Origin of the sequence: Stenotrophomonas sp. S41, from assembly GCF_016624625.1 — a bacterium.
Classification (GTDB): Bacteria; Pseudomonadota; Gammaproteobacteria; order Xanthomonadales; family Xanthomonadaceae; genus Stenotrophomonas.
The window spans coordinates 66,287-89,324 of sequence record NZ_JACVTV010000005.1 but is presented as its reverse complement, the minus strand read 5'-3'; the positions used below and the strand labels follow the sequence as shown (position 1 = coordinate 89,324).

At 67.8% G+C, this 23,038-nt stretch carries 22 protein-coding genes; 7 read left to right on the top strand and 15 right to left on the bottom strand.

What is annotated here, in order from left to right; translation table 11 throughout:
- Nucleotides 1-15: 15 nt before the first annotated feature.
- The 4 genes from IAE56_RS02465 to IAE56_RS02450 form a co-directional block, all read right to left on the bottom strand.
- Nucleotides 16-582 carry an ECF-type sigma factor gene (locus IAE56_RS02465; RefSeq protein WP_108767212.1) on the bottom strand — a complete coding sequence of 189 codons (567 nt, stop codon included), beginning with the start codon at nt 580-582 and terminating at the stop codon, nt 16-18.
- 68 nt (nt 583-650) lie between these two features.
- Complete coding sequence (gene mutM / locus IAE56_RS02460) at nt 651-1,463, bottom strand: bifunctional DNA-formamidopyrimidine glycosylase/DNA-(apurinic or apyrimidinic site) lyase (protein WP_200751333.1); 813 nt, start codon at nt 1,461-1,463, stop codon at nt 651-653.
- A gap of 75 nt (nt 1,464-1,538) precedes the next feature.
- The gene (locus IAE56_RS02455; protein ID WP_200751332.1) at nt 1,539-1,868 is read right to left on the bottom strand and encodes an EF-hand domain-containing protein; all 330 of its coding nucleotides are present in this window, start codon (nt 1,866-1,868) and stop codon (nt 1,539-1,541) included.
- A complete protein-coding gene (locus tag IAE56_RS02450; protein WP_200751340.1) occupies nt 1,865-3,067 on the bottom strand; it encodes a fatty acid desaturase in 1,203 nt (400 codons plus the stop codon). Before IAE56_RS02450 ends, IAE56_RS02455 begins: the two co-directional genes overlap by 4 nt.
- Nucleotides 3,068-3,256: 189 nt before the next feature.
- Between IAE56_RS02450 and IAE56_RS02445 the strand changes: the two genes are divergently transcribed.
- Nucleotides 3,257-4,042 (top strand): ATP-binding cassette domain-containing protein, encoded by a 786-nt coding sequence (locus IAE56_RS02445; RefSeq protein ID WP_108770568.1) that lies wholly within the window; start codon nt 3,257-3,259, stop codon nt 4,040-4,042.
- Nucleotides 4,043-4,213: 171 nt separating this feature from the next.
- Here the strand turns inward: IAE56_RS02445 and IAE56_RS02440 are convergent, their stop codons facing one another.
- Both IAE56_RS02440 and IAE56_RS02435 read right to left on the bottom strand, forming a co-directional pair.
- Nucleotides 4,214-5,416, bottom strand: coding sequence for a DUF4785 domain-containing protein (locus IAE56_RS02440; protein WP_200751331.1), 1,203 nt, complete (start codon nt 5,414-5,416; stop codon nt 4,214-4,216).
- Nucleotides 5,417-5,427: 11 nt separating this feature from the next.
- Nucleotides 5,428-6,306 carry a hypothetical protein gene (locus IAE56_RS02435; protein WP_116864375.1) on the bottom strand — a complete coding sequence of 293 codons (879 nt, stop codon included), beginning with the start codon at nt 6,304-6,306 and terminating at the stop codon, nt 5,428-5,430.
- A gap of 243 nt (nt 6,307-6,549) precedes the next feature.
- Between IAE56_RS02435 and IAE56_RS02430 the strand changes: the two genes are divergently transcribed.
- Nucleotides 6,550-7,389, top strand: coding sequence for a phosphatase PAP2 family protein (locus IAE56_RS02430; RefSeq protein WP_200751330.1), 840 nt, complete (start codon nt 6,550-6,552; stop codon nt 7,387-7,389).
- A 17-nt stretch (nt 7,390-7,406) separates the two neighbouring features.
- Here IAE56_RS02430 and IAE56_RS02425 read toward each other — a convergent pair whose 3' ends face one another.
- The 3 genes from IAE56_RS02425 to IAE56_RS02415 form a co-directional block, all read right to left on the bottom strand.
- Nucleotides 7,407-8,282: a hypothetical protein gene (locus IAE56_RS02425; protein WP_200751329.1), complete on the bottom strand. Its 876-nt coding sequence runs from the start codon at nt 8,280-8,282 to the stop codon at nt 7,407-7,409.
- Between the two features lie 53 nt (nt 8,283-8,335).
- Nucleotides 8,336-8,890, bottom strand: coding sequence for a hypothetical protein (locus tag IAE56_RS02420; RefSeq protein WP_200751328.1), 555 nt, complete (start codon nt 8,888-8,890; stop codon nt 8,336-8,338).
- Between the two features lie 234 nt (nt 8,891-9,124).
- On the bottom strand, nt 9,125-11,392 hold the full coding sequence (locus tag IAE56_RS02415; RefSeq protein ID WP_200751327.1) for a TonB-dependent receptor: 2,268 nt from the start codon (nt 11,390-11,392) through the stop codon (nt 9,125-9,127).
- Nucleotides 11,393-11,553: 161 nt separating this feature from the next.
- On the opposite strand from IAE56_RS02415, the gene IAE56_RS02410 reads away from it, so the two are divergent.
- Nucleotides 11,554-12,612, top strand: a complete 1,059-nt coding sequence (locus tag IAE56_RS02410; protein ID WP_200751326.1) for a TIGR00266 family protein — start codon at nt 11,554-11,556, stop codon at nt 12,610-12,612.
- A 145-nt stretch (nt 12,613-12,757) separates the two neighbouring features.
- Nucleotides 12,758-13,750 (top strand): patatin-like phospholipase family protein, encoded by a 993-nt coding sequence (locus tag IAE56_RS02405; RefSeq protein ID WP_200751325.1) that lies wholly within the window; start codon nt 12,758-12,760, stop codon nt 13,748-13,750.
- A 41-nt stretch (nt 13,751-13,791) separates the two neighbouring features.
- Here IAE56_RS02405 and IAE56_RS02400 read toward each other — a convergent pair whose 3' ends face one another.
- Nucleotides 13,792-15,789: a hypothetical protein gene (locus IAE56_RS02400; protein WP_200751324.1), complete on the bottom strand. Its 1,998-nt coding sequence runs from the start codon at nt 15,787-15,789 to the stop codon at nt 13,792-13,794.
- Between the two features lie 86 nt (nt 15,790-15,875).
- On the bottom strand, nt 15,876-16,358 hold the full coding sequence (locus IAE56_RS02395) for an Lrp/AsnC family transcriptional regulator (RefSeq protein ID WP_079224542.1): 483 nt from the start codon (nt 16,356-16,358) through the stop codon (nt 15,876-15,878).
- A gap of 125 nt (nt 16,359-16,483) precedes the next feature.
- Here IAE56_RS02395 and phhA point away from each other — a divergent pair, with 125 nt between their 5' ends.
- The 3 genes from phhA to IAE56_RS02380 all read left to right on the top strand — a co-directional run bounded on the left by phhA (nt 16,484) and on the right by IAE56_RS02380 (nt 18,748).
- Nucleotides 16,484-17,377 (top strand): phenylalanine 4-monooxygenase, encoded by an 894-nt coding sequence (gene phhA, locus IAE56_RS02390; RefSeq protein WP_200751323.1) that lies wholly within the window; start codon nt 16,484-16,486, stop codon nt 17,375-17,377.
- 31 nt (nt 17,378-17,408) lie between these two features.
- On the top strand, nt 17,409-18,065 hold the full coding sequence (locus tag IAE56_RS02385) for a DUF4375 domain-containing protein (RefSeq protein ID WP_200751322.1): 657 nt from the start codon (nt 17,409-17,411) through the stop codon (nt 18,063-18,065).
- A gap of 206 nt (nt 18,066-18,271) precedes the next feature.
- Nucleotides 18,272-18,748: an Imm26 family immunity protein gene (locus tag IAE56_RS02380; RefSeq protein WP_200751321.1), complete on the top strand. Its 477-nt coding sequence runs from the start codon at nt 18,272-18,274 to the stop codon at nt 18,746-18,748.
- Between the two features lie 75 nt (nt 18,749-18,823).
- On the opposite strand, the gene IAE56_RS02375 is transcribed toward IAE56_RS02380, so the two are convergent.
- The 4 genes from IAE56_RS02375 to IAE56_RS02360 all read right to left on the bottom strand — a co-directional run bounded on the left by IAE56_RS02375 (nt 18,824) and on the right by IAE56_RS02360 (nt 23,000).
- Nucleotides 18,824-19,921 carry a GDSL-type esterase/lipase family protein gene (locus IAE56_RS02375; protein ID WP_200751320.1) on the bottom strand — a complete coding sequence of 366 codons (1,098 nt, stop codon included), beginning with the start codon at nt 19,919-19,921 and terminating at the stop codon, nt 18,824-18,826.
- 93 nt (nt 19,922-20,014) lie between these two features.
- Nucleotides 20,015-20,770 carry a 2-dehydro-3-deoxy-D-gluconate 5-dehydrogenase KduD gene (kduD, locus tag IAE56_RS02370; RefSeq protein ID WP_108745609.1) on the bottom strand — a complete coding sequence of 252 codons (756 nt, stop codon included), beginning with the start codon at nt 20,768-20,770 and terminating at the stop codon, nt 20,015-20,017.
- 81 nt (nt 20,771-20,851) lie between these two features.
- The gene (gene kduI, locus IAE56_RS02365; RefSeq protein ID WP_200751319.1) at nt 20,852-21,700 is read right to left on the bottom strand and encodes a 5-dehydro-4-deoxy-D-glucuronate isomerase; all 849 of its coding nucleotides are present in this window, start codon (nt 21,698-21,700) and stop codon (nt 20,852-20,854) included.
- 241 nt (nt 21,701-21,941) lie between these two features.
- On the bottom strand, nt 21,942-23,000 hold the full coding sequence (locus IAE56_RS02360; protein ID WP_108767196.1) for a LacI family DNA-binding transcriptional regulator: 1,059 nt from the start codon (nt 22,998-23,000) through the stop codon (nt 21,942-21,944).
- Between the last annotated feature and the right edge of the window lie 38 nt (nt 23,001-23,038).

Here is a 23,038-nt window from a genome sequence, read left to right as displayed (position 1 = left end):
GTCGGCCTGCGCGCCTCAGTCGCCGCGCATCGCCGCCAGCAGGAACAGCCGCGCCTTCTGCCAGTCGCGGCGGATGCTGCGCTCCGAGCGCTGGCTGAGTTCGGCGATCTCCTGTTCGGACAGGCCGGCGAAGTAGCGTAGCTCGACCACCCGCGCCAGATGCGCATCGACGGCCTGCAGGCGCTCCAGGGCCACGTCCAAGGCCAGCAGGTCCTCGTCCAGGCGCACGCCGCTGCTGCTGTTTTCGGGAATCTCGGCCACCCGTTTCAGGTCACCGCCGCGCTTGCGCGCCAGCCGGTTGCGCGCGTAGTCGACCACCACGCTGCGCATGGCCGAGGCGGCATAGGCGAAGAAATGCGCGCGATCCTCGAAGCGCGCCGCGCCACGGCTGCCGAGCAGTTTCAGGTAGGACTCGTGCACCAGCGAGGTGGCGTCCAGGGTGCGTCCCTGCTGGCCGGCCAGCTGGCGCCGGGCCATGCCGTGCAGCTCCTGGTACAGCGTGGTCAGCACGCGGTCCAGCGCCGTGCGGTCACCGCCGCGCGCGGCGTCCAGCCAGACGGTGATATCCGGTCCTTCGTCCATCGCAACGTCCCCCCGCAGCGGATGCTGAGCGGACTATAACGCTGCCTGAGTGCGCTGCATGAAGAGATTCAGCGCTGGCAGCGGCTGCACCACACGCTGGCGCGCTGGCCGATCATCGCGTGCTTGAGGGGGCGACCGCACTGCGGGCACGGCAGGCCGTCGCGGCCATAGACCAGCAGTTCCTGCTCGAAGTAGCCCGGAGCACCATCGGGGCTGATGAAATCACGCAGGGTGGTGCCACCGCGGGTGATGGCATAGCCGAGGGTGTCCTTCACTTCGCGGGCCAGCCGACGATAGCGTTCGCGCGAGACCTTGCCGGCTTCACGCAGCGGACTGATGCCGGCCTTGAACAGGCTTTCGGCGGCGTAGATGTTGCCCACCCCGACCACCACCGCCTGGTCCATCAGGAAGGTCTTCACCGGTGCGCTGCGGCCACGGCTGCGCTCGAACAGGTAATCGCCGTCGAAGGCCTCGTCCAGCGGCTCCGGGCCCAGCCCCTGCAGCAGCGGATGCACCTCACCGGCCGGCTGCCACAGCAGGCTGCCAAAACGGCGCGGGTCGTTGAAGCGCAGCAGGCGGCCGTTGTCCAGGCTGATGTCCACGTGGTCGTGGGTGCGCAGCGGCGTGTCCCCCGGCAGCACGCGCAGGCTGCCGGACATGCCCAGGTGCAGCACGGCGCTGCCCACGGCGGTATCCAGCAGCAGGTACTTGGCCCGCCGGCGCACCGCGTCGATGCGCTGCCCCGGCAGCAGATCGGCCACCTCCTGCGGAATCGGCCAGCGCAGGTCGGCGCGGCGCAGGATCACGCCATGGACGCGGCGGCCTTCCAGATGCGGCGCCAGGCCGCGGCGGGTGGTTTCTACTTCGGGCAGTTCAGGCATGGGCTGATTCTACGCCGGGACATGCGAAGCCGCCGGGCATGGCCCGGCGCTACCGGCGATCGCGGAACGGCAGATTCAGCGCGGCGGCGCAGACAGTTCGCGTGCATCCAGGTAGCCATCGCCGTTGGCGTCCTGCTTGTGGAAGCGCTGCACGATCACTTGGCGCTGCTGCTCGCGGGTGATCGGCCTGCCCTTGCCGCCCGGCAGTTCGTCGGCGGTCAGCACGCCGTCGCCGTTGCGGTCCATGTGGTCGAAGGCATACAGCATCCACTGCACGTACTCGGCCTCACTGACTTTGCCGTCGCCATCGCTGTCCATGCGCTGCAGGTAGGTGGTGGTGTCGGTGACCTGCGCGGAGGCGGCCAGCGGCAGCAGGCACAACAGCGGAACCAGCAGCTGCCTCATGCGCCCACCAGGGTGTAGCCCTTCAACCGCGCGGCGTAGGCCTGCAGGGCGGCGATGCCGCTTTCCTCGGCCTCGTGGCACCACGCCTGCAGGTGGCGCAGGCGCTCGGCGGCATCATGGCCGCGGGCTTCCAGCAGCGCGGCCAGGCGCGCGCGGTACTCCACCAGGGTGCGGATGCGCGGGCGCTGCGCGACCCATTCGCTGAGCTGGGCACGGCTGTCCGGCTGCAGCCAGCGGCCATCGTTGACCAGGCCCCGGCGCAGGCGGCGCGGCAGAAGGCGGCGCAGCTTGGCCCCGGCCTGGGTGGCCTCTTCGCGCAGGGCCGGCATGAACACGTTGCGCTGGTAATCGGTCATTGCCTGGAAGCGGTGCGACAGCAGCGCCTTCAGGGTCTCTGCATCGGGCACGGCGATGTTCGGGCGCACGTCCATGGCTGGCGCCACCCGCAGCACCTTGGCCAGGCGCAGTGCCTGCAGCAGGCGGATCGCGCTCCAGCCGATGTCGAACTCCCAGCGGCGCATCGCAAAGCGCGCCGAGCTGGGGAAAGCATGGTGGTTGTTGTGCAGTTCCTCGCCACCGATCCAGAACGCCCACGGCGTCAGGTTGGTGGAGGTGTCGGCCGACTCGTAGTTGCGGTAGCCCCACCAGTGGCCGAGGCCGTTGACCACGCCCGCCGCCCAGAACGGAATCCAGGCCATCTGGATCGCCCACAGGGCCACGCCGGGTAAGCCGAACAGCACGCTGTTGATGGCCAGCAGCAGCACCGGGCCGAGGGTGGCGCGCGGGGTGTAGAGGTGGCGCTCGATGGCATCGTCCGGCGTGCCGCGGCCGTACTGTTCGATGTCCGCACGCATGCCGCGGGCTTCGCGGTACAGCTCCACGCCATGCCAGAACACCTTGCCGATGCCGCGGGTGACCGGGCTGTGCGGGTCGTCCTCGGTTTCCACCTTGGCGTGGTGCTTGCGGTGGATGGCCACCCACTCGCGGGTGATCATCGAGGTGGTCAGCCACAGCCAGAAGCGGAACACATGTGCGACCGCCGGATGGAAATCGACCCCGCGATGGGCCTGGCTGCGGTGCAGGTACAAGGTGACCGAGAAGATGGTGAGCTGGGTGAACACCAGCAGCACCGCCAGCATGGCCCAGCCGCCCAGGCCGAGCACGCCACCGGTAAGCAGGGAGATCAGGGCATCGGGCATGGCGGCACTCCAGATCGACGCGGGGATGGCAGACATGATGGGCGCTTAAGTTGCAAACTGCACCCTCGCGGCGGTGTTCGTGCACCGTCATAAAGTGCCACCGTTCACAGTTGGGGACCTGAGTTGTCGAGTCTTGATCCGCGCGCCCATGCCGTTACCGCTGCCCCGTCCACCGGGGCGCTGCCCCCGCTGATCGAACTGGACCACGCCAGCGTGGTCCGCGGACAGGTGAAGGTCCTGCACGGGCTCAGCCTGCGCATCGCGCAGGGCCAGCACACCGCGCTGCTGGGCCCGAACGGCTGCGGCAAATCGACCTTCATCAAGCTGATCACCCGCGAGCTTTACCCGCTGGCCCAGGCCGATGGCCGGGTCGCGGTGAAAGTGCTGGGACAGAACCGCTGGCAGGTCGATCGGCTGCGCTCGCAGCTGGGCATCGTCACCGGCGACCTCAGCAGCAACCTGTCCGACATGCCCGGCCTGACCGTGGAACAGGCCGTGCTGTCCGGCTTCTTCGCCAGCTATGTGGTGCCGGCGTTCCGCGAGGTGACGGCGGACATGCGGGCACGGGTGGGCGAGACGCTGGCGATGACCGGCGCGCTGGCCCTGCGCGAGCGTGCCTATGCCGAACTGTCGGCCGGCGAGACCCGCCGCGTGCTGATCGCCCGCGCCCTGGTCAACCGGCCGCAGGCGTTGCTGCTGGACGAGCCGTCCACCGGCCTGGACCTGGTGGCGCGGCAGCAGCTGGTGGCGACCATGCGTGTGCTGGCCCAGCAGGGCATCACCCTGGTGCTGGTCACCCACCATATCGAGGAAGTGATTCCCGAGATCGAGCGTGTGGTGCTGCTGCGCGATGGCCGCGTGCTGGCCGATGGTACCCGCGAGGAACTGCTGCGCGACGAGCCGCTGTCGGCGGTGTTTGGTGGTGCGATCAGCGTGGTGGAGCAGAATGGGGTCTTGACCGCGTACGCGGGGTAAGGCGGCGGGACGGCGGGACGGCGGTAGAGTCGACTGTTAGTCGACTATCGCGCGCAGCGCGGGGTTCTCGCGGTCTGTTGGAAGGGCAGTCGACTAACAGTCGACTCTACCCAGTCGGTGCCCCCAGTCCGCCGGTGGGGCGGGCCGGGGTATCCGGCCCGCTGCCTTTATTCAGAACCGCAGCGCCAGCGCGCGCGATTCAATTGGCGCCATCCGGCTCTGGTCCTGCAGCTGCAGGTCACGCAGCTCATACGGTGCGCCAAAGCCGGCCGGCAACGCAGCCTGGTCGAACGGCAGCACCAGCACGCCACGGCCGGCCCCCTCGAACCACGCCGCCGCATGCGCCTGCGCCACCGGCTTCAACTGGCCATCGGCGCCGGTGGCGTACAGCGTGCCGCGCGCCTCGTAACGGCCCGCGGCGGCCACCTGCAGCGGCAGGCTCACCTGGCGGCTGGCCGCATCGGGCGTGGCCTGGCCGCTGAAGCGTGCCGTAGGCTGCGCCACTGCGAAGGCCACCTTGCCATCGCGCAGCACGCCATCGGCCTGGGCGAACACCTGCAGTTCCCACAGGCCCTGCACCGTGCTGGCTTCGGCCGGAATGCGCACCTGCGCGCGCAGGCTGCCATCGGTGGTGCGCAGCAGGCGTTGCGGCCAACTGCGGCCATCGGGTGCCACCAGCAGGGCTTCACCGCCCAGGCTGCCGCGGCGCGTGGCCAGCTTCGCGGTGCTGGCGCCATCCTCCAGCAGGCGTGCCTGCAGCTGCACGTTGCCGCCGGCCAGTACCTGCGCCTGGCTGGCCTGCACCTCCAGCCGCACCGGGCTGTTGGGTTCCAGCACCTGCACTACGTAGCGGCCCTGCGCCTGCGCGCTCTGCAGCCGGTAGGCGCCCACTGCGCTGCTGGCACCGGTGCGCAGCATGCTGCTGCCATCGTTCACCGCCATGCCCGCGGCCTGCAGCTGCCGCGCATCGACGCTGCGCGCCACGCTGGTGCGGCCGGCCGCATCGCGCACCTGCAGGGCGTCGGCGGGCAGCGCGCGGGCACCGGCGCCCGGACTGACCTGGATCACCGCATCCGGTGCGGTCAGCGGCAGGTCCAGGCCGCGTTGCAGTTCGGCGGCGTCGACCTGCTGCCAGTAGCTGCGGCTGACCGCGGCGTAGGCGCCCGGTGCCTGCAGCGGCTGCGCCGGGTCGAGCGCCCAGGCGAAGGCCAGCGGCACGCGTTCGCTGTCATCGGCCGGCAGCGGCGCGGCCGCCAGTGACGCGGGCACCTGGTCACCGGCAGCGGCGGCACGCAGCGCCTGCGCGGCATGCACCGGCGCGGCGGCAAGTGCGGCCAGTACGGCCGCGGCCAGCAGGGTGGAATGGATCTTCATGGTCATCTCCCTCACTGGGTCAGGTCGTTGCGCAGGATCGTGCCGAGGCCGAAGCACTCGCGGCGGCTCTGGTTGTGGCTCAGCGGCTCGGCGCCCTGGGTGCGCGCCTTGTCGGTGAACCACAACGTGCCCGCGGCCTTCTGGCTGCTGCACTCCAGGAAGCCGTCCGAACAGGACGACAGCCAGTTCTGGGTGAACTCCAGGCCGACGTTGGCCGCGTAGCCGCCGCAGTAGCTGTTGCTGTCCCACACGGCCGATTCGACATCGCTGCCGACCACCGCGCGGAAGGGCTTGGGCAATGCCGGGCGGCCGGCGGTGCCGTACAGGTTCTGCGCGTTGTAGGTGGCCATGTGGCCGACCTGCTGCATGCGCACCGCATCGTTCTTGTAGCCCAGCAGCCAGCCCAGCGAGGTTTCGAAGGTGTTGCCGTTGAGCACCGCGTCGGCCAGCGGCGTGCCCGCCGAGGACGGCGCCAGCGCGGTCACCTTGCGCACCGTGCTGATGATCTTCGGGTAGCGGCTGTCGTAGGTGGGGTTGGACAGGATCCAGCGCACCACATTGCCGCCGTTGGAATGGGTGATGACCACCAGCTGGGTGATGCCGCGGCTGTCGATGAAGCTGGTCAGCTGGTTGGCCAGGCAGCCGGCAGCTTCCGGCTTCCACATGTACTGGGTGAAATCGCAGTTGATGACCACGTAGTTGCTGCTGTTCGGCAGGCCCTGGCGCACGGTGTCGATGATCGCCGGCTGCCAGTAGTCCTGGGTGGCATCGGTCTGGGCGCCGGTGCCGTGCACGAAGGCCACGCCGTAGACATCGGCGGCCTGCGCCGGGGTGCAGGCCAGGCCCAGCAGCAGGGCCAGGGCGGTACTTCCTGTTGCGGTGCTGCGCATCGCATCTCTCCCTCGTCAGCGGATCCCCCCGGCCCGGCTGTGGCCCGATGCTGGCGGCGAACGCGCGTGAAAGTCCGTGCGCTGCGCCCGTATTCGGGAGATTGGCGAAGATGGATGATCTTGTTGCAGGATAATGACTACCCAGAGCCACCATGCCGGGTCTGGCCGTATGACCCATGGACGCTGCGGGCGGCAGGAGGGGCTGCGATCATGGCCGCTGTGTTTCCTGTCTCGAGCCTGCCCATGTCTTTGCCTGCCCTCCCCGCCCGCCCCCTGCTCGGCCTGGCCATCGCCCTGTCGCTGGCCGGTTGCGCGTCCACCGCCACCGCACCGACCGCGGTGGAATCCAACGTCACCACCAAGGCGGTGGGCTACCTCGACAAGGCCGCCGTGCCGGCCAGCATCGCCCTGGTGCCGGCGCCGCCGGCAGCCGGTTCGGCCGGCTTCGCGCTGGATGAGCAGGTCAGCCGCGAAGCCCGCGCCCTGCGTGGCACGCCGCGCTTCACCCAGGCGACCCGCGATGCCGAACTCGGTTTCCCGGCCGGCGCCAACCAGTTCTCCTGCGCCGCCGACATCGACGTGGACGCGGTGAAGACCCCCGCCCTGTACCGCCTGCTGGAGCGCAGCCGCATCGATGCCAGCGCGGCCACCAAGGCCGCCAAGAACCAGTACCAGCGTCCGCGCCCCTTCATGGTCAACGGCGAGCCGACCTGCACGCCGGACGATGAAGCGGGGCTGCGCAGGAACGGCTCCTATCCGTCAGGCCACACCTCCATCGGTTGGGCGTGGGCGCTGATTCTTTCGGAGATCGCGCCGGACCGCGCCGACGCCATCCAGGCGCGTGGCCGCAACTACGGCGAGAGCCGCCTGGTGTGCAACGTGCACTGGCAGAGCGACATCCTCGAAGGGCGTTTCATGGGCGCCGCCGCGGTTGCCCGCCTGCATGACAACGCGGCGTTCAACAAGGATCTGCTGGCGGCACGCAAGGAGATCGCCGACGCACGCAAGGCCGGCCTGCATTCCAGCCGCGATTGCGCGGCCGAGGAAGCGGTGCTGAAGGTGCGGCCGGAAAGCGCGCTGTAACAAGGATCTCGCTCAGCTCAGGGCACTGCGGAAATGCCTGCAGCGCCCAGAGCTCGCCGCAGGGCGGCCTTGTTGCCACCGCGCGGCCAGCCTACTACCCGCGCGACGACGCTGCCGTCGCGCAGGATGTAGAACGTGGGTGTTCCCAAATAGCCGATATCAGGGAAGTCTGACTGACGGGCCACGATGTGGATCGGCAGTTCAGAATGGCGCTCGCTCCAGTCGCTGAAAATGCCGGTATCGAGTGTTCCATCCTGCGGCGACAGCCAGAGCGTGCGACCGCCGGAGAGCATCTGCAGCAGCTCGGGATCCGCATATGCCGCATCTGCGGCTGCGCGGGTGAAGCCACAGGCGGGATGGGCAATGACGATGATGTCCAGTTCCGCCATCTGCGCCGTGGCGGTGTGGACGCCACCCGCCTCCGGGCTTGGCATCCAGTATTCGAACGCCCGCGCGGCGTCTGGCAGCTGTGGCAGCGGACGGCCATTGAATGCCGGCCCCCAGGGGGAAGTCGGGGACAATGCCCTGGCATCACGGGTCAACATGGCAATGATCGCACCGACGCGCGTGTCCGCTGGCTGCAGCTCCCCCCTCGCACGCAGCTCGGCACCGACGCGCAGCGCAAGGGTGGAATAGCGAGGATGCTTGACCGCCACCGCCGCTGCGTGGATCGCCTGCAGCAGTACGCGCAGATCCTGCGTGGAGCGTTCGGACAGTACGCCCAGCTGGGGTAGCAGGTACGTATCGAAAGCACGGTCTACCCGGGCCGCGCGCTCGCGCCAGTGGTGTGTCGGCCCGGAGAGGTGATCTATCGTCTGCAACAGGGCCGCGTGACCCTCGTCCAATGCCTCACTGGCCGCGCATGGCGCGGCCAGGAGCAGTGCGAGGAGCACGCCAACCCAGCGCCGGCCACCGATGGCGGAACGCGGGCGGCAAGGGGCGCGATTCAACAGTTGGACGTGCATATGTGCGTCGTCGATTCCTCGCACGTCGCATGGGAGGCGCATTTGTAGCCAGGATAGTCTGCCTCACAGTTCTCGCCCCAACTACAGAGCAGGCTGCTGGCCGCCCTCAGCATCTGCAACACCTGCTGATCTTCCTCGGAGTTCACCCTGACATCTGGCATCGCGGCGACAAGGTGCTGGAAACCAAACGGCTTCAGCACGCGATGGAGATCGGCCGCTCCCAGTTCCCGTGCAAGACCGGAGTAGTCGAAGGTAGTCAGTCCGAGGGCATTGAACCGCAGCGATGCGGTGAAACGCGCGCGCGATGCAGGCGTCAGTTTGTACAGGGGAAAAGTGTCGGTATCCCCGAATGTCTTTGCATACGCATCGAATGATCGCTGATCGGTGATAGATGCTGTTCGCTTCTCCAGCTGCAGTCGCTGGTCCTCCAGATGCGTCGTTGTTGCCGGTGCGTCAGCCTTGAACCCTGCAGATGCCTGCATCGACAGCACGAGCATGACCAAGCCGACGGTCAGCCGCGACGTTCTGCTCTTCATTGCAGTACCCCGGTTGCCCGGAAGATTCCGGTTGCCACGGTTGTACGGCGGTTCTGTCCGAGCGCGCCGATCCAGGCTCAAGTTCGCGGCAATTGAGACATATCTTTGCCTCCGCTCACACTTTTCAAGCCCTACCCGCATTGCGGACATGTCCATTTGCGACATGGTCGCGCATCAAAAAAAAGGGCCGGCATTGCGCCGGCCCTTCTTCATTGCTTCACGCCATCAACCGCATCAGAACTTCGCGGTGAACTCGACGCCGAACGTGCGCGGCTCGTTGAGGAAGCCGGTCAGGTTGTTGAAGTCGATCGCGCCGACCACGCGGGTCTGGTTGGTCAGGTTGCGGCCGAACACGGCCACGTCGTACTGGCCGTAATCCCAGTTGTAGCCCACGCGCAGGCCACCTTCCAGCGAGCTGCGGCTGCGGAACTCCGGCGACTCGTACAGGAAGAAGTTCACTGCGCTCTTGTACGCCCAGTCGGTGTAGACGTAGACCTCGCTGGCATCGTTCACCGGGAAGCCGGCACGCAGGGTCAGGTTGTGGATCCACTTCGGCGCCTGCGGCAGCGGGTTGCCGTTGACCAGCGCGTAGGTGCCACCGTTGATGATGGTGGTCGGGTCGGTGATGGTGCAGCCACCGCCGCAGATCGCCACGGCCAGATCCTTGTCCTTGATCTCGGTGTCGTTGTAGCTGCTGCCCAGGGTCATCAGCACGTGGTCGGTCAGGTACGCCTCGAAGTCCAGCTCGAAGCCCTGGCCGATGGTCTTGTCGGCGTTGAGCAGGGTGGCGGTGTTGTTGCTGCCACCCACCGCGATCAGCTGCTGGCCATCGACGTTGTAGCGGAACACGTTGAAGCCCAGGCGGGCGCGACGGTCGAACAGGTCGGCCTTGATGCCGGCTTCATACGAGATCACCTTCTCCGAATCGGCCTGGGTGACGCCGCCGAAGGCCAGGCGGCCCTGGATCGACGGTGCACGGAAGCCCTTGGCCACGCGCGCATAGGCGTTGATGTTGTCGGTGATCTGGTAGACGCCGCTCAGGTCCCAGCTGACGTCGTCGACATCGCTGTTGGCCAGGTACGGGCCGCTGACCGGCGTACCGCCCGGCACGGCCTGCAGCACGCTGGCGGTGAAGTCCTTCTTGTCCTGGGTGTAACGCACGCCGGCACGCAGCTTGAAGCGGTCGGTCACGTCCAGGTCGCCCGAGGCGAACGCGGCCCAGGCCTTGTTGCGCTGGCTCTGCACGGCGTGGCCGGTCTGCGGGTTGCCCGGGGTCAGCGAGTCGTAGTTGAAGCTGTCGATGGTGACGTCTTCATCGAAGTAGAAGACACCGGCCTGCCAGTCGAAGCGGCCCCACTCGTTGGATTCGACGCGGAACTCCTGCGTCCACTGGCGGTGGTGCGGGAGGCCGTCAGCCGATTCGGACGGGAACGGAATCAGGCCCGGGCCGGAATTTCCGGCGCCCAGGAAGGCCGCACCGTAACCGCCATCGACGTCGCCGTGGTTCAGCGATTCGGCGGTTTCATAGCCGGTGATCGAGTGCAGGGTGACGCGGCCCAGGTCCCACTTGATGCGTGCGCTGCCGCCCCAGGTTTCCAGGTTGGAGAAGTTCAGGCCGTCGGTGGAGACCTTGTCGCGGTCGAAGTTCTCGACCAGCGCGTTGCTGCCCGGCTGGATGATGTTGGCGCGGAACAGGCGCGCGGTGCCGTTGAGCTTGCGCTTGTGCAGGTTGAACAGCGCTTCGACGTCGTCACCTTCGTACAGGAACTGCACGCGGCCAGCGGCCTCGTCATAGCCTTCGAAGCCCGAGCTCGGCGCGTTGGCGACGGTGTTGTCGACGTAGTTCTCGCGGCGCTGGTACAGCGCCGACACGCGCGCCGACCAGCGGCTGGTCAGCGGGCCGCCGTAGGCGCCCTGCACGTTCCAGGTGTCATACGTGCCGTAGGACATCTTCACGTAGCCGTCGGCGTCCTGCGACGGACGGGCCGAATCGAACTTCACCACGCCGGCCGGGGTGTTGCGGCCGAACAGCGTGCCCTGCGGGCCACGCAGCACTTCCACGCCGGCCAGGTCAAACAGCGGGAAGCCCTTCAGCAGCGGGCTTTCCTGCACCACGTCGTCGTACACCAGCGACACCGGCTGCGAAGCGTTGAGATCGAAGTCGGTGTTGCCCAGGCCGCGGATGTAGAAGCGCGGGAAGGCACGGCCGTACGACGATTCGATGTTCAGGCTCGGCACGCGCGCGGACAGGAAGCGGATGTCGTCGCCGGCGGAGCCGAGCACATCCAGCTTCTCGCCCTGGATCGCGGTGATCGCGACCGGCACGTCCTTGGCGTTCTCGACGCGGCGCTGCGCGGTGACCTGGAGGGCATCGAGGGCAACCGGATCCTTGGCAGCAGGGGTTTCCTGGGCGGCTGCTACCAGCGGCAGCAGGGCGGAAAGAGCGGCAACGAGGGGACGCGCGACCGGAGTGCGGCCACGGAAAGTGCGGGTCGGAGACATGGCGGTAGGCTGTGTTTGGAGGGGTGGTGAAACGGCGCTACCAGATAATTGTTGCAATACAGCACCTGCGTCGCAAATGCCGATCGTTCATTGCCCCTCACCGGCAGGGCACCCGGCGGGCCGCTAGACTCGGTATTTCCCCTTGCCAGAGAGCTGCTGCGATGACCCAGTGGTACTTCCATGCTGCCGGCCAAGCCGAGCGGATCGGCCCCCTCGACGAGGACGCCGCGCGCCATTTTGCGCAGGCCAACCCGCACGCGCTGGCCTGGCGCCAAGGCCTGGAAGGGTGGACACCCGTGTCCGAAATCAGCGTCCTGCAGGGGTCTGCGGCAACGGCGGCGCCTGCCGCACCCGCCCCTGCACCGCCGGTCCTGCCCGCTGCCGCACCGGCCGCAACCGAGACGGTCAGCAGCAGCGGCGGTCACGGTGATCCGATCGATTTCCGCATCGTCGGCCATGAAATGCAGTTCGTGGAAATCGGCCTGGACCCGGGTGAAAGTGCGATCGCCGAAGCCGGCGCGCTGATGTTCAAGGAATCCACGGTGCAGATGGACACCGTGTTCGGCGACGGTTCGCAGGCCAGCAGCGGCTTCATGGGCAAGGTGATGGCCGCCGGCCGCCGCGTGGTGACCGGCGAAAGCCTGTTCGCCACCGTCTACACCCAGACCGGCACCGGCCGCGGCAAGGTCGCCTTCGCCGCGCCCTACCCCGGCACGGTGCTGCCGATGAAGCTGGACCAGCACGGCGGACGCCTGATCTGCCAGAAGGACAGCTTCCTGGCCGGCGCGCGCGGCGTGCGCATCGGCGTGCAGTTCCAGCGCAGGATCATGACCGGGCTGTTCGGCGGCGAAGGCTTCGTCATGCAGAAGCTGGAAGGCGACGGCTGGGTCTTCATCCATGCCGGCGGTTGCGTGATCGAGCGCGAATTGGCTGCCGGCGAGCGGCTGGACGTCGATACCGGCTGCGTGGTGGCCTACCACCCGACGGTGGAAATGGACGTGCGCCGGGTCACCGGCATCAAGAGCATGCTGTTCGGTGGCGAGGGCGTGTTCCTGGCCACCCTGACCGGACCGGGCAAGGTCTGGCTGCAGTCGCTGCCGTTCTCGCGCCTGGCCGGGCGCATGTGGATGGCCGCGCCGCAGGGTGGCGGCCAGAGCCGTGGCGAAGGCTCGATCCTGGGTGGCCTGGGCCGCACGCTGGGCGGCGACAACCGGTTCTGACCCTGCACGGTAGCGCCGGGCCATGCCCGGCGAGCACAGCGGCACCTGAACCATCCGCCGGGCATGGCCCGGCGCTACCCACGGATTTTGCACCTTCGGTATGCTGGCGCCCTTTCCTGAATCCGGCGCCCCGAGCGCATTGCCGATGAGCCTGTTCCGCCCCCGCGTGCTGCTGTCCGTCGCCCTGCTCGGCCTGCTGGCCGGTTGCGGTGGCGAAGAGGTCCGCCCCACTCCGCCGCCGCAGCCGACCCTGGTACCGCAGGCCAAGCCGATCAAGATCGGCATCGCCCTCGGTGGTGGTGCGGCCAAGGGCTTTGCCCACATCGGCGTGATCAAGATGCTGGAAGCCAACGGCTTCGAACCGGTGGTGGTGTCGGGCACCAGCGCCGGCAGCGTGGTCGGCGCGCTGTATGCCAGCGGCATGGACGCGTTCCAGATGCAGAGCAAGGCCGTGGCACTGGATGAAGCCAGCATCCGCGACGTGCGCCTGTTCTCCGGCGGCCTGGTGCAGGGCCAGAAGCTGCAGGACTACGTCAACGAACAGGTGGCCAACCGCCCGGCCGAGAAGCTGAAGAAGCCGTTCGCCGCGGTCGCCACCCAGCTGGAAACCGGCGAGCGCGCGATCTTCGTGCGCGGCAACGTCGGCCAGGCCGTGCGCGCGTCCAGCAGCATCCCCGGCGTGTTCGAGCCGGTGAAGATCGGTGGCCGCAACTACATCGACGGTGGCGTGGTCAGCCCGGTGCCGGTCGATGCCGCGCGCCAGCTGGGCGCCGAGTTCGTCATCGCCGTGGACATCTCCAGCAAGGCCAGCGGCAAGGCGCCGACCGGCATGCTGGGCATCGTCAACCAGTCGATCTCGATCATGGGCCAGCGCCTGGGCGAGCAGGAACTGGCACGCGCCGACATCGTCATCCGGCCGAAGGTGCTGGACATCGGCGCCGCCGATTTCAGCCAGCGTGGCACCGCCATCCTCGAAGGCGAGAAGGCCGCGATGGCGGCGATGCCGCAGATCCGCGCGAAGATCCAGCAGATGCAGAAGGCACGCGCCGCTGCGCTGGCACCGGCCGCACCGGTGGTGCCGAAGTGCGATGAGCCCTCGCGCCTGGGCAAGCTGGTGGGTCGCAAGGAAAAGTGCTGAATGTTCCGGCGCGCCGCTGCTGAGCGGCGCGTGATCGTGTCCTAACGCGCAGGCCGGTAACCGCTGGCCTGCTGCCGCTCGCGCCTGCGGGCCTGGCGCGCCTGTTCCTGCAGCGCCGCGGTGTGCTGCAGCTGTTCCATGCCATCGGTCGGCACGTGCAGCTGGCGGCGGGCACGGGTCAATGCCAGGTACACCGCGCGCACCGGGTTATGCCAGATGCGCGCGCCCTGCCCCGCACTGAAGCACCCCGGCGACAGCGAGACCACGTCGAACTGCAGGTTCTTCGCGTGTTCGGCCAGGCACAGCACCACGCGCCCATCGGCGGGCGTGTCCTGGTCATCCAGTGCCTGCAGCAGTGACTGCACGCGGTCGGCGGAGGCGAACAACGCCTGCAGTGCGCCCTGCCCTTCGCCGGCCTGTGTGGACAGGAAACGCTCCTGCGTCTGGTTCGACCCGCTGTCGCGACGGCGCCATGCATCCAGCGGCCCCTGCAACGCGCTGCGCAGCGCGCGCAGCGATGCCGGGTGCAGGTAGGGTCGCAACCCGTGCGCGTGCAGCTGTGCGGCATCCAGGGCCAGATCGGCGACGTTGCCGTGGATGCGCAGGCCTTCGCGTGGCACCTGCGACCAGTCGCGGTAGTGCAGCACGCCGGTGGCGCGGTCGGCGGCACCGACGAACGGACCGCTGTCCTGGCCCAGGCCGTCCAGCGCCAGCGCCTGGTTGACCAGGCCATCGACCTGGTTGCCCTGGCGCACCGACTGGTGCATTTCCAGCACTTTCGACGCGGCCCAGCGCGGCACGGTGCCGGACAGGCACTGGTGCGGATCGCCCAGGCTGACCACACCCGGGGCGTGACCGGCCAGCAGCTGCTTCCATGACGGGCTCAGGTCGTGCGCCTCGTCCACCAGCAGCATGCCCATGTCCTGTGGCGGGGTGACGCCGCGCAGCGCCAGCCATTTGCCGATGTGCGCGGGGCTGAGGCTGAGCAATGCACCGCGCTGCAGCTCGGCATCGAACATGCTGCGCCAGACGTGCTCCGCTGCGGCCAGATAGGGCGCCACGTCGAGCATCGCGGCCGGCACCGAACGATCGAAATGCTGGAACGCCATGCGCGGTGCGGAGGATGCGCACCAGCGGTTGATGGCCTCGAAAGCGGTCAGCAGCACCTGCTCCGGGCTGCGCCCGCCGATGCCCTGCAGGCCGATGCGGCCGGCGATCTCGCGCGGGGTGCGGGTGCTGCGCCGGTAGCTGGCGATGAAACCGCCGGTCTGGCCACTGCGCGCGGCGTGCTGGGCCACGCGGTTGGCGAATTCGATCTGGGTCAGCAGGCGCACCGCCGTGCTGGCCGGCACGCGGGCGCGAAAGGCTTCGACCTGCCCGCGCGACGGCGCGATGTAGGTGTAGCGGCCCGGCCGCGCGTCCATCAGCGCCAGCACCAGATGGCCCTTGCCGGTACCAGCGTAGCCATCGAGGTCGATCAGTTCGTCCGGGTTGGCGGCGATCGCCCGCAGCACGCGGGCCTGCTCGGAGGTGTACAGGCCATGGTGTTCGACCGCCCGCGCATCGCTGGCAACGGCCTCGTCCTGGTCGTCGTCCTCATCATCGCTGGCGAACGCGGCCGGGAAACGGATCTCATGTTCGGCCAGGGTTTCCTGGCAGGCCTGCTGCAGGGCCAGGCCGGGGTAGTCGCTGGGCGACTGCACAGTGAAGTCCTGCAGGATCTCCGCCGGAGCCAGCAGCACGCCGTGGGCGGCCAGCGCGGCCAGCCAGGCATCCAGTTCCGGCTGGCCACCGCCGCCGGCGCCAGCAAGCTGCGCCGCCGCGCCGTCATGGCTGGCAAACAGCGCGCAGGCCTCGTGCAGCAGGCGCTCGATTTCCGCGGGTGTGTGCAGGCGCGCGCGGCACAGCTGCGCGGCCATCAGCCCGGCCTGTTCCAGCGCGGTCTGCGGCGGCGTGCCATGGGCGATGTAGCGCGCCAGCGACTTGCGCTGCAGCGGCAGGAAGGTGGTGGTAAGCACCGGGTGCTGGAGTTCGGACATGCCTGGAACCGGAAAGGAACGCTGCGGCGCGCGCAGGGCGGTGATGCTCGGCTACCCGCCCGGCGCCGTCAAATCGCGGCGGCCGTTCATTCCAGCTGCGACAGCGGCAGCGCCTGGAAGCCCTTCACCGTGCGCAGCACGAAGCTGGAATTGGCATCGGCCACGCCGCCGGCGTTGAGCAGCCTGTCCAGCAGGAAGCGCGAGAAGTGTTCAAGGTCGCGCACGTAGACGTGCAGCAGGTAGTCCATGTCGCCGGTCAGGGCATGGCAGGCCACCACCTCATCCCAGCCTTGGACGCTGTCCACGAAGTGGCCGATGGCGGCCTGGTCGTGCTTTTCCAGCTGCACGCGGACGAAGGCCTGCAGGCCCAGGCGCAGCTGGCGCGGCTCCAGGCGCGCGCCGTAGCCGACGATCACCCCTTCGCTTTCCAGCCGCTGCAGGCGGCGCAGGCAGGCCGACGGCGACAGGTTCACCCGCGTCGCCAACTCCGCGTTGGTGGCGCGACCATCACGCTGGATCTCGGCCAACAGGCGTATATCCGTGCGATCGAACTGGACTTCTCCGGCCATTGCTGCTCCGCAACACGGTGAGTACGCAAGGATATTGCGCCACGAGGCCTGTTACGCGCAACTTTTGCAACCCTGTTGCGCGCGCCCTGCCCTAGCATCACCGGTATCCCTTCAAGGAGTGCCCGATGGACCTCGCCCAGCCGCGCCGTGTCGAACACCAGCAGACCGACAAGGGCTACGTGCCGGTGTACACCACCGCGCTCGTCGAGCAACCGTGGGAGACCTATACCGCCGACGACCACGCCACCTGGAGCAGGCTGTACCAGCGCCAGCGCGAGCTGCTGGTCGGCCGCGCCTGCCAGGAGTTTCTGGACGCGCAGGACGAGATGGGCATGAACGCGCACATGATCCCGCGCTTCGACCAGCTCAACGAAGTGCTGGGCGCGGCCACCGGCTGGACCCTGGTGGGCGTGGAAGGCCTGCTGCCGGAACTGGATTTCTTCGACCACCTGGCCAACCGCCGCTTCCCGGTGACCTGGTGGATCCGCCGCCCGGACCAGATCGACTACATCGCCGAACCGGACCTGTTCCATGACCTGTTCGGCCATGTGCCGCTGCTGATGAACCCGGTGTTCGCCGACTTCATGGAGGCCTACGGCCGCGGCGGCGTCAAAGCCCACGCGATCGGCCCGGACGCGCTGCAGAACCTGACCCGCCTGTACTGGTACACGGTGGAGTTCGGCCTGATCGACACCGCCGACGGCCTGCGCATCTACGGCGCCGGCATCGTCTCGTCCAAGGGCGAATCGCTGTACTCGCTGGAATCGGCCGCGCCCAACCGCATCGGCTTCGACCTGCAGCGGATCATGCGCACGAAGTACCGCATCGACACCTTCCAGAAGACCTACTTCGTCATCGACAGCTTCGAGCAGCTGATGCAGGCGACGTCGCCGGACTTCACCCCGATCTACGCCGCACTGGCCGACCAGGCGCACCTGCCGGCCGGTGACGTGCAGGCCGACGACCACGTGTTCCAGGCCGGTACGGGTGAGGGTTGGGCGGACGGCGGCGACGTGTGAGGCGCGCTGCCGCGCGGGTATCCTCCACGGCATGACTGAAGAATTTGCCGGCCTGCGCGTAACCGACGTCGCCTTCAACGACGACTTCATCCTGCTGACCCTGGCCGATGGCCGCCGCACCCGCCAGCCACTGCGCTGGACGCCCGCGCTGTTTGAAGCCTCGGCCGAACAGCGCGCGCACTGGGTTGCCACCGCCAACGGCCTGGGCGTGAACTGGCCGGCGCTGCTGCCGCCTAGCGAGACAGGCGTGGTCGATATCCCCAACCAGGTGTGGGATGACCGCTACGAGGCCGCGCTGGCGCGCCTGAAGGCAGCTGCGTGGACGCTGGATGCGCTGTCCGACGAAGACCAGCAGCTGTTGGCGCTGTGGCGCATGGAAGCGGACATCAACAACGGCGGCTTCATGCAGTTCCTGTGCAACTGGGGCGACCCGACCTGCCAGCTGGCGCTGCGTGCGCTGCAGGCGATGGGCGCGGTGCAGACCCACGCGATCCTGGCGGGCATGCGCGGGCTGCTGGACCGGCTGGAGGACGACCCGGCGATCAAACAGCTGCACGACCTGTACGGCGCGATGACCGAGGATGAGCAGGCCGCCCTGCACGCCTTCGACGAAGCCTATTTCGAGCGGCCGGAAGACCTGGCGCGGCTGGGGCTGAAGCATTTCGGCCCGGAGCCGTTGATAACCTGACTGGCCACACTAGGCACGTCTGGTTTGATGCGATGTCGCAATTGGCCTTGAATCTCAGTCTTGGACCGTAGCAATGTTGCGTGCTGTCCCGTTCGATCCGATGCCCTTGGCACATGGAAGCCTCGGAGCGACAACGCTCGAATGATCGTTGTCGGTGCATGACCTTCGCTCTGGCTTGAAGGTCGGCCATCAGAGATAGCTCGCTAATGCAAACGAGAGTTGAAACGAAGTCCAGGAAGCGCGTACGTGTCGCCGCTGGAGACATCTTTGCAGTTCCATTGGATGCCGAGCAGCAGAGCTTCGGCTACATCCGGGCATATCAGGATGTGGATGTCGGTATTCTCCCTGTCATCTCCAAAGCACGCATTCTTTCCATCGCGCAGATACCCACTGTGGGCAGCGTGCTGGACGTATTCCTTTTTCAGGATGCTCTGAAGACGGGTAGATGGCCGCGTATCGGCAACCTGCCGTTCAGTGATGAATCCTCATCGTGGGCGCCTGCTAGAAAACAGGTCGCTGCATCGCGACCTGAAGTGAGGATGGTTGTATTCCGCGGGCACTTCATTGCGGCCGACAAATTTGGCCAGTACGACGAGCTTCCGCTTTTTCAGAAGTTCGATGAAGAGGATGTCATCAGGGAAATGCTGCAGCGAGCCGATGAATTCCTTGTCATCGACTCTTAGTGCATCCATCCATTTTTGCCGAGCGCGGCGGCCGCATCGACCGAAGCAGCCGAGCGCAGGCTCGGCTCTACAGGATCACCGCGGGTACGCCAGCAGCACCACCAGATCCTCCTCACCCACCTGCTGCAGCGCATGCGTGCTGCCCGTGCGGGTCAGCAGCGCGTGGCCCGCGCGCACGTCGTGCTGCTTGCCATCCAGCACGTAGCTGCCCTGCCCGCTCACGATGTAATAGATCTCATCCTTGTGCTGCGGGTGCAGGCCGATGCCGGCGCCCTTGTGCAGCACGCGCTTGCGCAGCACGAACGGCAGGTCCGTCGCATCGGCGAAGAACGGGTACACGGTGGTCGGCCCGGCGCCGCCATGCGGGCCCGGCTGCATGCGTGCAACCGTGTCTTCATGCAGCACCTGCGAGGGTCGCTGCGCATCGGCGCCCTGCCCTGCGCCCATCACATCGCAGTCGATGTCACGCACCAGCGCCGGTTGCAGCGCCGGCAGCAGCGGCACCGCCTCGCGCAGCACCAGGCAGGCCACCGCATTGGCACCGGCCACGCTGAAATGAGTGCCGTCGGCCTTGTTCTGCTCGGGCACGAACAGGAAGTACGGACGTGCGCCCTGCTCGCCCAGTGCACGGATCCAGCGCGTGCTGCGGTCGTTGAGCTCGATCAGCGCGACGTGCTCGCGCGCCGCCAGCTGCTGCATCGCCAGCGTGTAGCGCGCGTGCGTATCCAGCAGTGAACCGAAGTCGTACAGCAGCCGCGCCACCGGCGTGACCAGCACCGGCGTGGCGGCCTTGTCGCGCGCCACCTGCACATAGCGCATCAGCAAACGCGGGTAGTCGGTGTCCGGATCGGTATAACGCGTGCGGTCTTCGAACTTCGCGTCGTTGTGACCGAACTGGATCAGCAGCACGTCGCCGCGGCGCAGCTCGCTGGCGATCGCCTCCAGGCGCCCTTCGTCGATGAAGCTGCGCGTGCTGCGCCCGCCCTTGGCGTGGTTGTGTACTTCGAAGCGCGCCGGGTCCAGGTAGCTCTGCAGCGCCTGGCCCCAGCCCGCCTGCGGCGCACGTTCCGGCCCGTACTCGGCGGCGGTGGAATCGCCCGCGATGAACAGCCGCACCGGCGCCGCCTGCGCGGTGGTGCACGAGAGCAGCAACAGCAGCAACAGCCTTCGCATCGCGGCACTCCTGTAGAGCCGAGCCATGCTCGGCTGTTTTTCGATCAGAGCGCGACAGCCGAGCATGGGCTCGGCGCTACAGACCGGTGCGCCTCAGCGCGCCAGCCAGCCACCATCGACCGGCAGCACGGCACCGTTGATGTAATCCGATGCCGACGACGCCAGGAACACCGCCGCACCGGCCAGGTCTTCCGGGTTGCCCCAGCGGCCTGCCGGAATGCGCTCGAGAATCGCCTTGTTGCGGTCCGCATCGGCACGCAGGGCGGCCGTGTTGTCGGTGGCCATGTAGCCCGGCGCGATGGCATTGATGTTCACGCCCTTGCCCGCCCACTCGTTGGCCAGCAGACGGGTGATACCGGCGATGCCGCTCTTGCTGGCGGTGTACGACGGCACGCGGACGCCGCCCTGGAACGACAGCATCGAGGCGATGTTGATGATCTTGCCGTGGCCCTGTTCGATGAAGTGGCGGCCGGCCGCCTGCGAGATGAAGAACGCAGACTTGATGTTGACGTTCATCACGTCATCCCAGTCCTGCTCGCTGAAATCCACCGCATCGGCGCGGCGGATCAGGCCGGCGTTGTTGACCAGGATGTCCAGCCCGCCCAGGCCTTCGATGGTTTCGCGCACCACGCGCGCCACCGGCTCGATGCTGATCAGGTTGGCTTCGATGGCCAGGCAGCGGCGGCCCAGCGCGGTGATCTTTTCGATGGTCTCGGTGGGCGGGGCGATTCCGGCCACGGCGACGTCGGCGCCAGCGGCAGCCAGTGCCACGGCGATGCCCTGGCCCAGGCCGGTATTACCACCGGTTACCAGAGCGACTTTGCCTTCCAGGCTGAAGGGATTGGCCATTGCGTATGCGTTCCTTGGTAGAGGCGAGCGGGGAGTGCGGCGACGGCCGCCGGCACACAGTGCGCGGCGGCCGGGCAGGGCTTACTTGAGCTGGCAGATGTCCAGCACGTGCATGTCGGTGTAATCCAGGTTCTCGCCACCCATCGCCCAGATGAAGGCGTAGTTGCTGGTACCGGCACCCATGTGGATCGACCACGGCGGCGACACCACGGCTTCGTTGTTCTGCATGACGATGTGGCGCTGCGCGTCCGGTTCGCCCATGAAGTGGTAGACGCGGTCGTTGGCGCCCAGGTCGAAGTAGAAATAGATTTCGCTGCGGCGGTCGTGCAGGTGCGGCGGCATGGTGTTCCAGACGCTGCCCGGCTTGAGCACGGTCAGGCCCAGCAGCAGCTGCGAGGACTGGCAGGTGGCCGGCACGATGTACTGGTAGATGGTGCGCTCGTTGCTGGTTTCCAGCGCGCCGCGGTCCAGCGCCACGGCATCCTTGATCGACAGCTGCTTGGTTTCGAAGCGCGCATGGGCCGGGGTCGAGGCCAGGTAGAACTGCGCCGGATTGGCGGCGTCCTGCGAAGCGAACACGACGTCCTTGCTGCCCATCGCCACGTACAGGCCGTCCTTCGGCCCCAGCGTGTAGACGGTGCCGTCGACGGTGACCGTACCGGTGCCGCTGCCGACGTTGATCACGCCCAGCTCGCGGCGCTCCAGGAACGGGTGGCCAGCGGCCGAGGCCGGTTCGGTCTGTGCCGGCAGGGCCAGCGGGGCATCGACCGGGGCCGCGCCGCCGAGCACGAAGCGCTCGTAGTGGGTGTACTTCAGGGTCACCTGGCCGGCATTGAACAGGCCGTCGAGCAGGTACAGCTCGCGCAGCTGGTCGTTGCTGGCGCCCTTGATGGCGTCGGGATGGGTGGCGTAGTGGGTCTTGCAGTACATGGCTTCTCCAGAGCAGGGGGCGGGCCGAAGGGTTCGGCCCCGGCGCGGTTCGTGGTCGATTCTAGCGACGTTGGTAACCGGTGTCATTTTGCGCCGCACGATAGCGGGGCTGGCCGGGTGGGGTGGGGTGGTTGGGGGGCAGGCAGGCGAAGTGTCACGACCAACGGTCGTGACCTACCGGATTGAGGCCCTAAGGTGTCGCGACCAACGGTCGCGACCTACAGGACTGATGCCGCAGGCATCAATCCTCCGGCGGCTGGCAGGAGTCGCGGACGATCAGGTGCGGGCGCACGCTGGCGATCTGCAGCGCGGCCTGGCTGTCGGGCTGGATCAGCATCGCCGCGGCGGTGCGGCCGGTGTCGCGGGTATGGCGGCGCACCGAGGTCAGCGACGGCCACAGGCGCGAGGCCAGCGGGCTGTCGTCGTAGCCGACGATGGACAGCTGGCGCGGGATGTTGATGCCCGCACGCAGCGCCACCTTGTAGATGCCGGCGGCCATTTCATCGTTGCCGGTGAAGATGGCGGTCGGCCGGCGCTTGCCCAGCAGCAGCTTCTCGGCGGCGGCCACGCCCGATTCGAAGGTGTAGCCGGCCTCGATGATGCGGTCCTTCGGCAGCTCGATGCCGCGCTGGGCCAGCGCGTCGATGAAGCCGGCGGTGCGTTCGTGCGCCGAACGATAGGCGCTGGGGCCGGTCACCAGGGCGATCTCGCGGTGGCCCAGCGAAAGCAGGTAATCAGCCGCTTCGGCCGCACCGTCGCGGTCGTGGGTGACCACCATCTGCGAGGTTTCATCCAGCGGCAGCGCGGCCACGCGGGTGAAGCGGCAGCCGATCTCGTCCAGCATGTCGGCCAGCGCCTGGTCTTCGGAGGCACGCGGCACCAGGATCACCCCGTGCAGCTTCTGCTGCTGCACGAAGCGGCGCACGCCGTCGATGTAGCCCGGGCTGCGGCTGTCGCAGGGGTGCACGACCAGTTCGAAGCTGGAACCGCGCAGCGCGTCCAGGGCGCCGTACTGCATGTCCACGATGTACTGGGCGGTCGGGTTGTCGTAGACCATGCCGATCAGGAAGGAGCGGCGGAAGGCCAGGCCACGGGCCAGCGGATCGGGCGTATAGCCGACCTCGCGCATCAGCGCCTCGACCTTGTCGCGCGTGTCCTTGCGCACCAGGGGCGAGTTGTTGATGATCCGTGAAACCGTTTTCTTCGATACTCCCGACAGTCGCGCGATGTCGTTGATCGTGGCGGCCTTGCCCTTCGCCAATGCCGGCGTGGCGGCATCGTTCTTGTTGCGCACTGACATGTAGTGAACCCGGTAAGTCTGGGGATTCCAGCGCGCGC

Coding starts and splice junctions, on each gene's coding strand:
- IAE56_RS02465 (WP_108767212.1), bottom strand. CDS start 582: ATGGACGAAGGACCGGATATCACCGTCTGGCTGGACGCCGCGCGCGGC.
- mutM (WP_200751333.1), bottom strand. CDS start 1,463: ATGCCTGAACTGCCCGAAGTAGAAACCACCCGCCGCGGCCTGGCGCCG.
- IAE56_RS02455 (WP_200751332.1), bottom strand. CDS start 1,868: ATGAGGCAGCTGCTGGTTCCGCTGTTGTGCCTGCTGCCGCTGGCCGCC.
- IAE56_RS02450 (WP_200751340.1), bottom strand. CDS start 3,067: ATGCCCGATGCCCTGATCTCCCTGCTTACCGGTGGCGTGCTCGGCCTG.
- IAE56_RS02440 (WP_200751331.1), bottom strand. CDS start 5,416: ATGAAGATCCATTCCACCCTGCTGGCCGCGGCCGTACTGGCCGCACTT.
- IAE56_RS02435 (WP_116864375.1), bottom strand. CDS start 6,306: ATGCGCAGCACCGCAACAGGAAGTACCGCCCTGGCCCTGCTGCTGGGC.
- IAE56_RS02430 (WP_200751330.1), top strand. CDS start 6,550: ATGTCTTTGCCTGCCCTCCCCGCCCGCCCCCTGCTCGGCCTGGCCATC.
- IAE56_RS02420 (WP_200751328.1), bottom strand. CDS start 8,890: ATGAAGAGCAGAACGTCGCGGCTGACCGTCGGCTTGGTCATGCTCGTG.
- IAE56_RS02415 (WP_200751327.1), bottom strand. CDS start 11,392: ATGTCTCCGACCCGCACTTTCCGTGGCCGCACTCCGGTCGCGCGTCCC.
- IAE56_RS02410 (WP_200751326.1), top strand. CDS start 11,554: ATGACCCAGTGGTACTTCCATGCTGCCGGCCAAGCCGAGCGGATCGGC.
- IAE56_RS02405 (WP_200751325.1), top strand. CDS start 12,758: ATGAGCCTGTTCCGCCCCCGCGTGCTGCTGTCCGTCGCCCTGCTCGGC.
- IAE56_RS02400 (WP_200751324.1), bottom strand. CDS start 15,789: ATGTCCGAACTCCAGCACCCGGTGCTTACCACCACCTTCCTGCCGCTG.
- IAE56_RS02395 (WP_079224542.1), bottom strand. CDS start 16,358: ATGGCCGGAGAAGTCCAGTTCGATCGCACGGATATACGCCTGTTGGCC.
- phhA (WP_200751323.1), top strand. CDS start 16,484: ATGGACCTCGCCCAGCCGCGCCGTGTCGAACACCAGCAGACCGACAAG.
- IAE56_RS02385 (WP_200751322.1), top strand. CDS start 17,409: ATGACTGAAGAATTTGCCGGCCTGCGCGTAACCGACGTCGCCTTCAAC.
- IAE56_RS02380 (WP_200751321.1), top strand. CDS start 18,272: ATGCAAACGAGAGTTGAAACGAAGTCCAGGAAGCGCGTACGTGTCGCC.
- IAE56_RS02375 (WP_200751320.1), bottom strand. CDS start 19,921: ATGCGAAGGCTGTTGCTGCTGTTGCTGCTCTCGTGCACCACCGCGCAG.
- kduD (WP_108745609.1), bottom strand. CDS start 20,770: ATGGCCAATCCCTTCAGCCTGGAAGGCAAAGTCGCTCTGGTAACCGGT.
- kduI (WP_200751319.1), bottom strand. CDS start 21,700: ATGTACTGCAAGACCCACTACGCCACCCATCCCGACGCCATCAAGGGC.
- IAE56_RS02360 (WP_108767196.1), bottom strand. CDS start 23,000: ATGTCAGTGCGCAACAAGAACGATGCCGCCACGCCGGCATTGGCGAAG.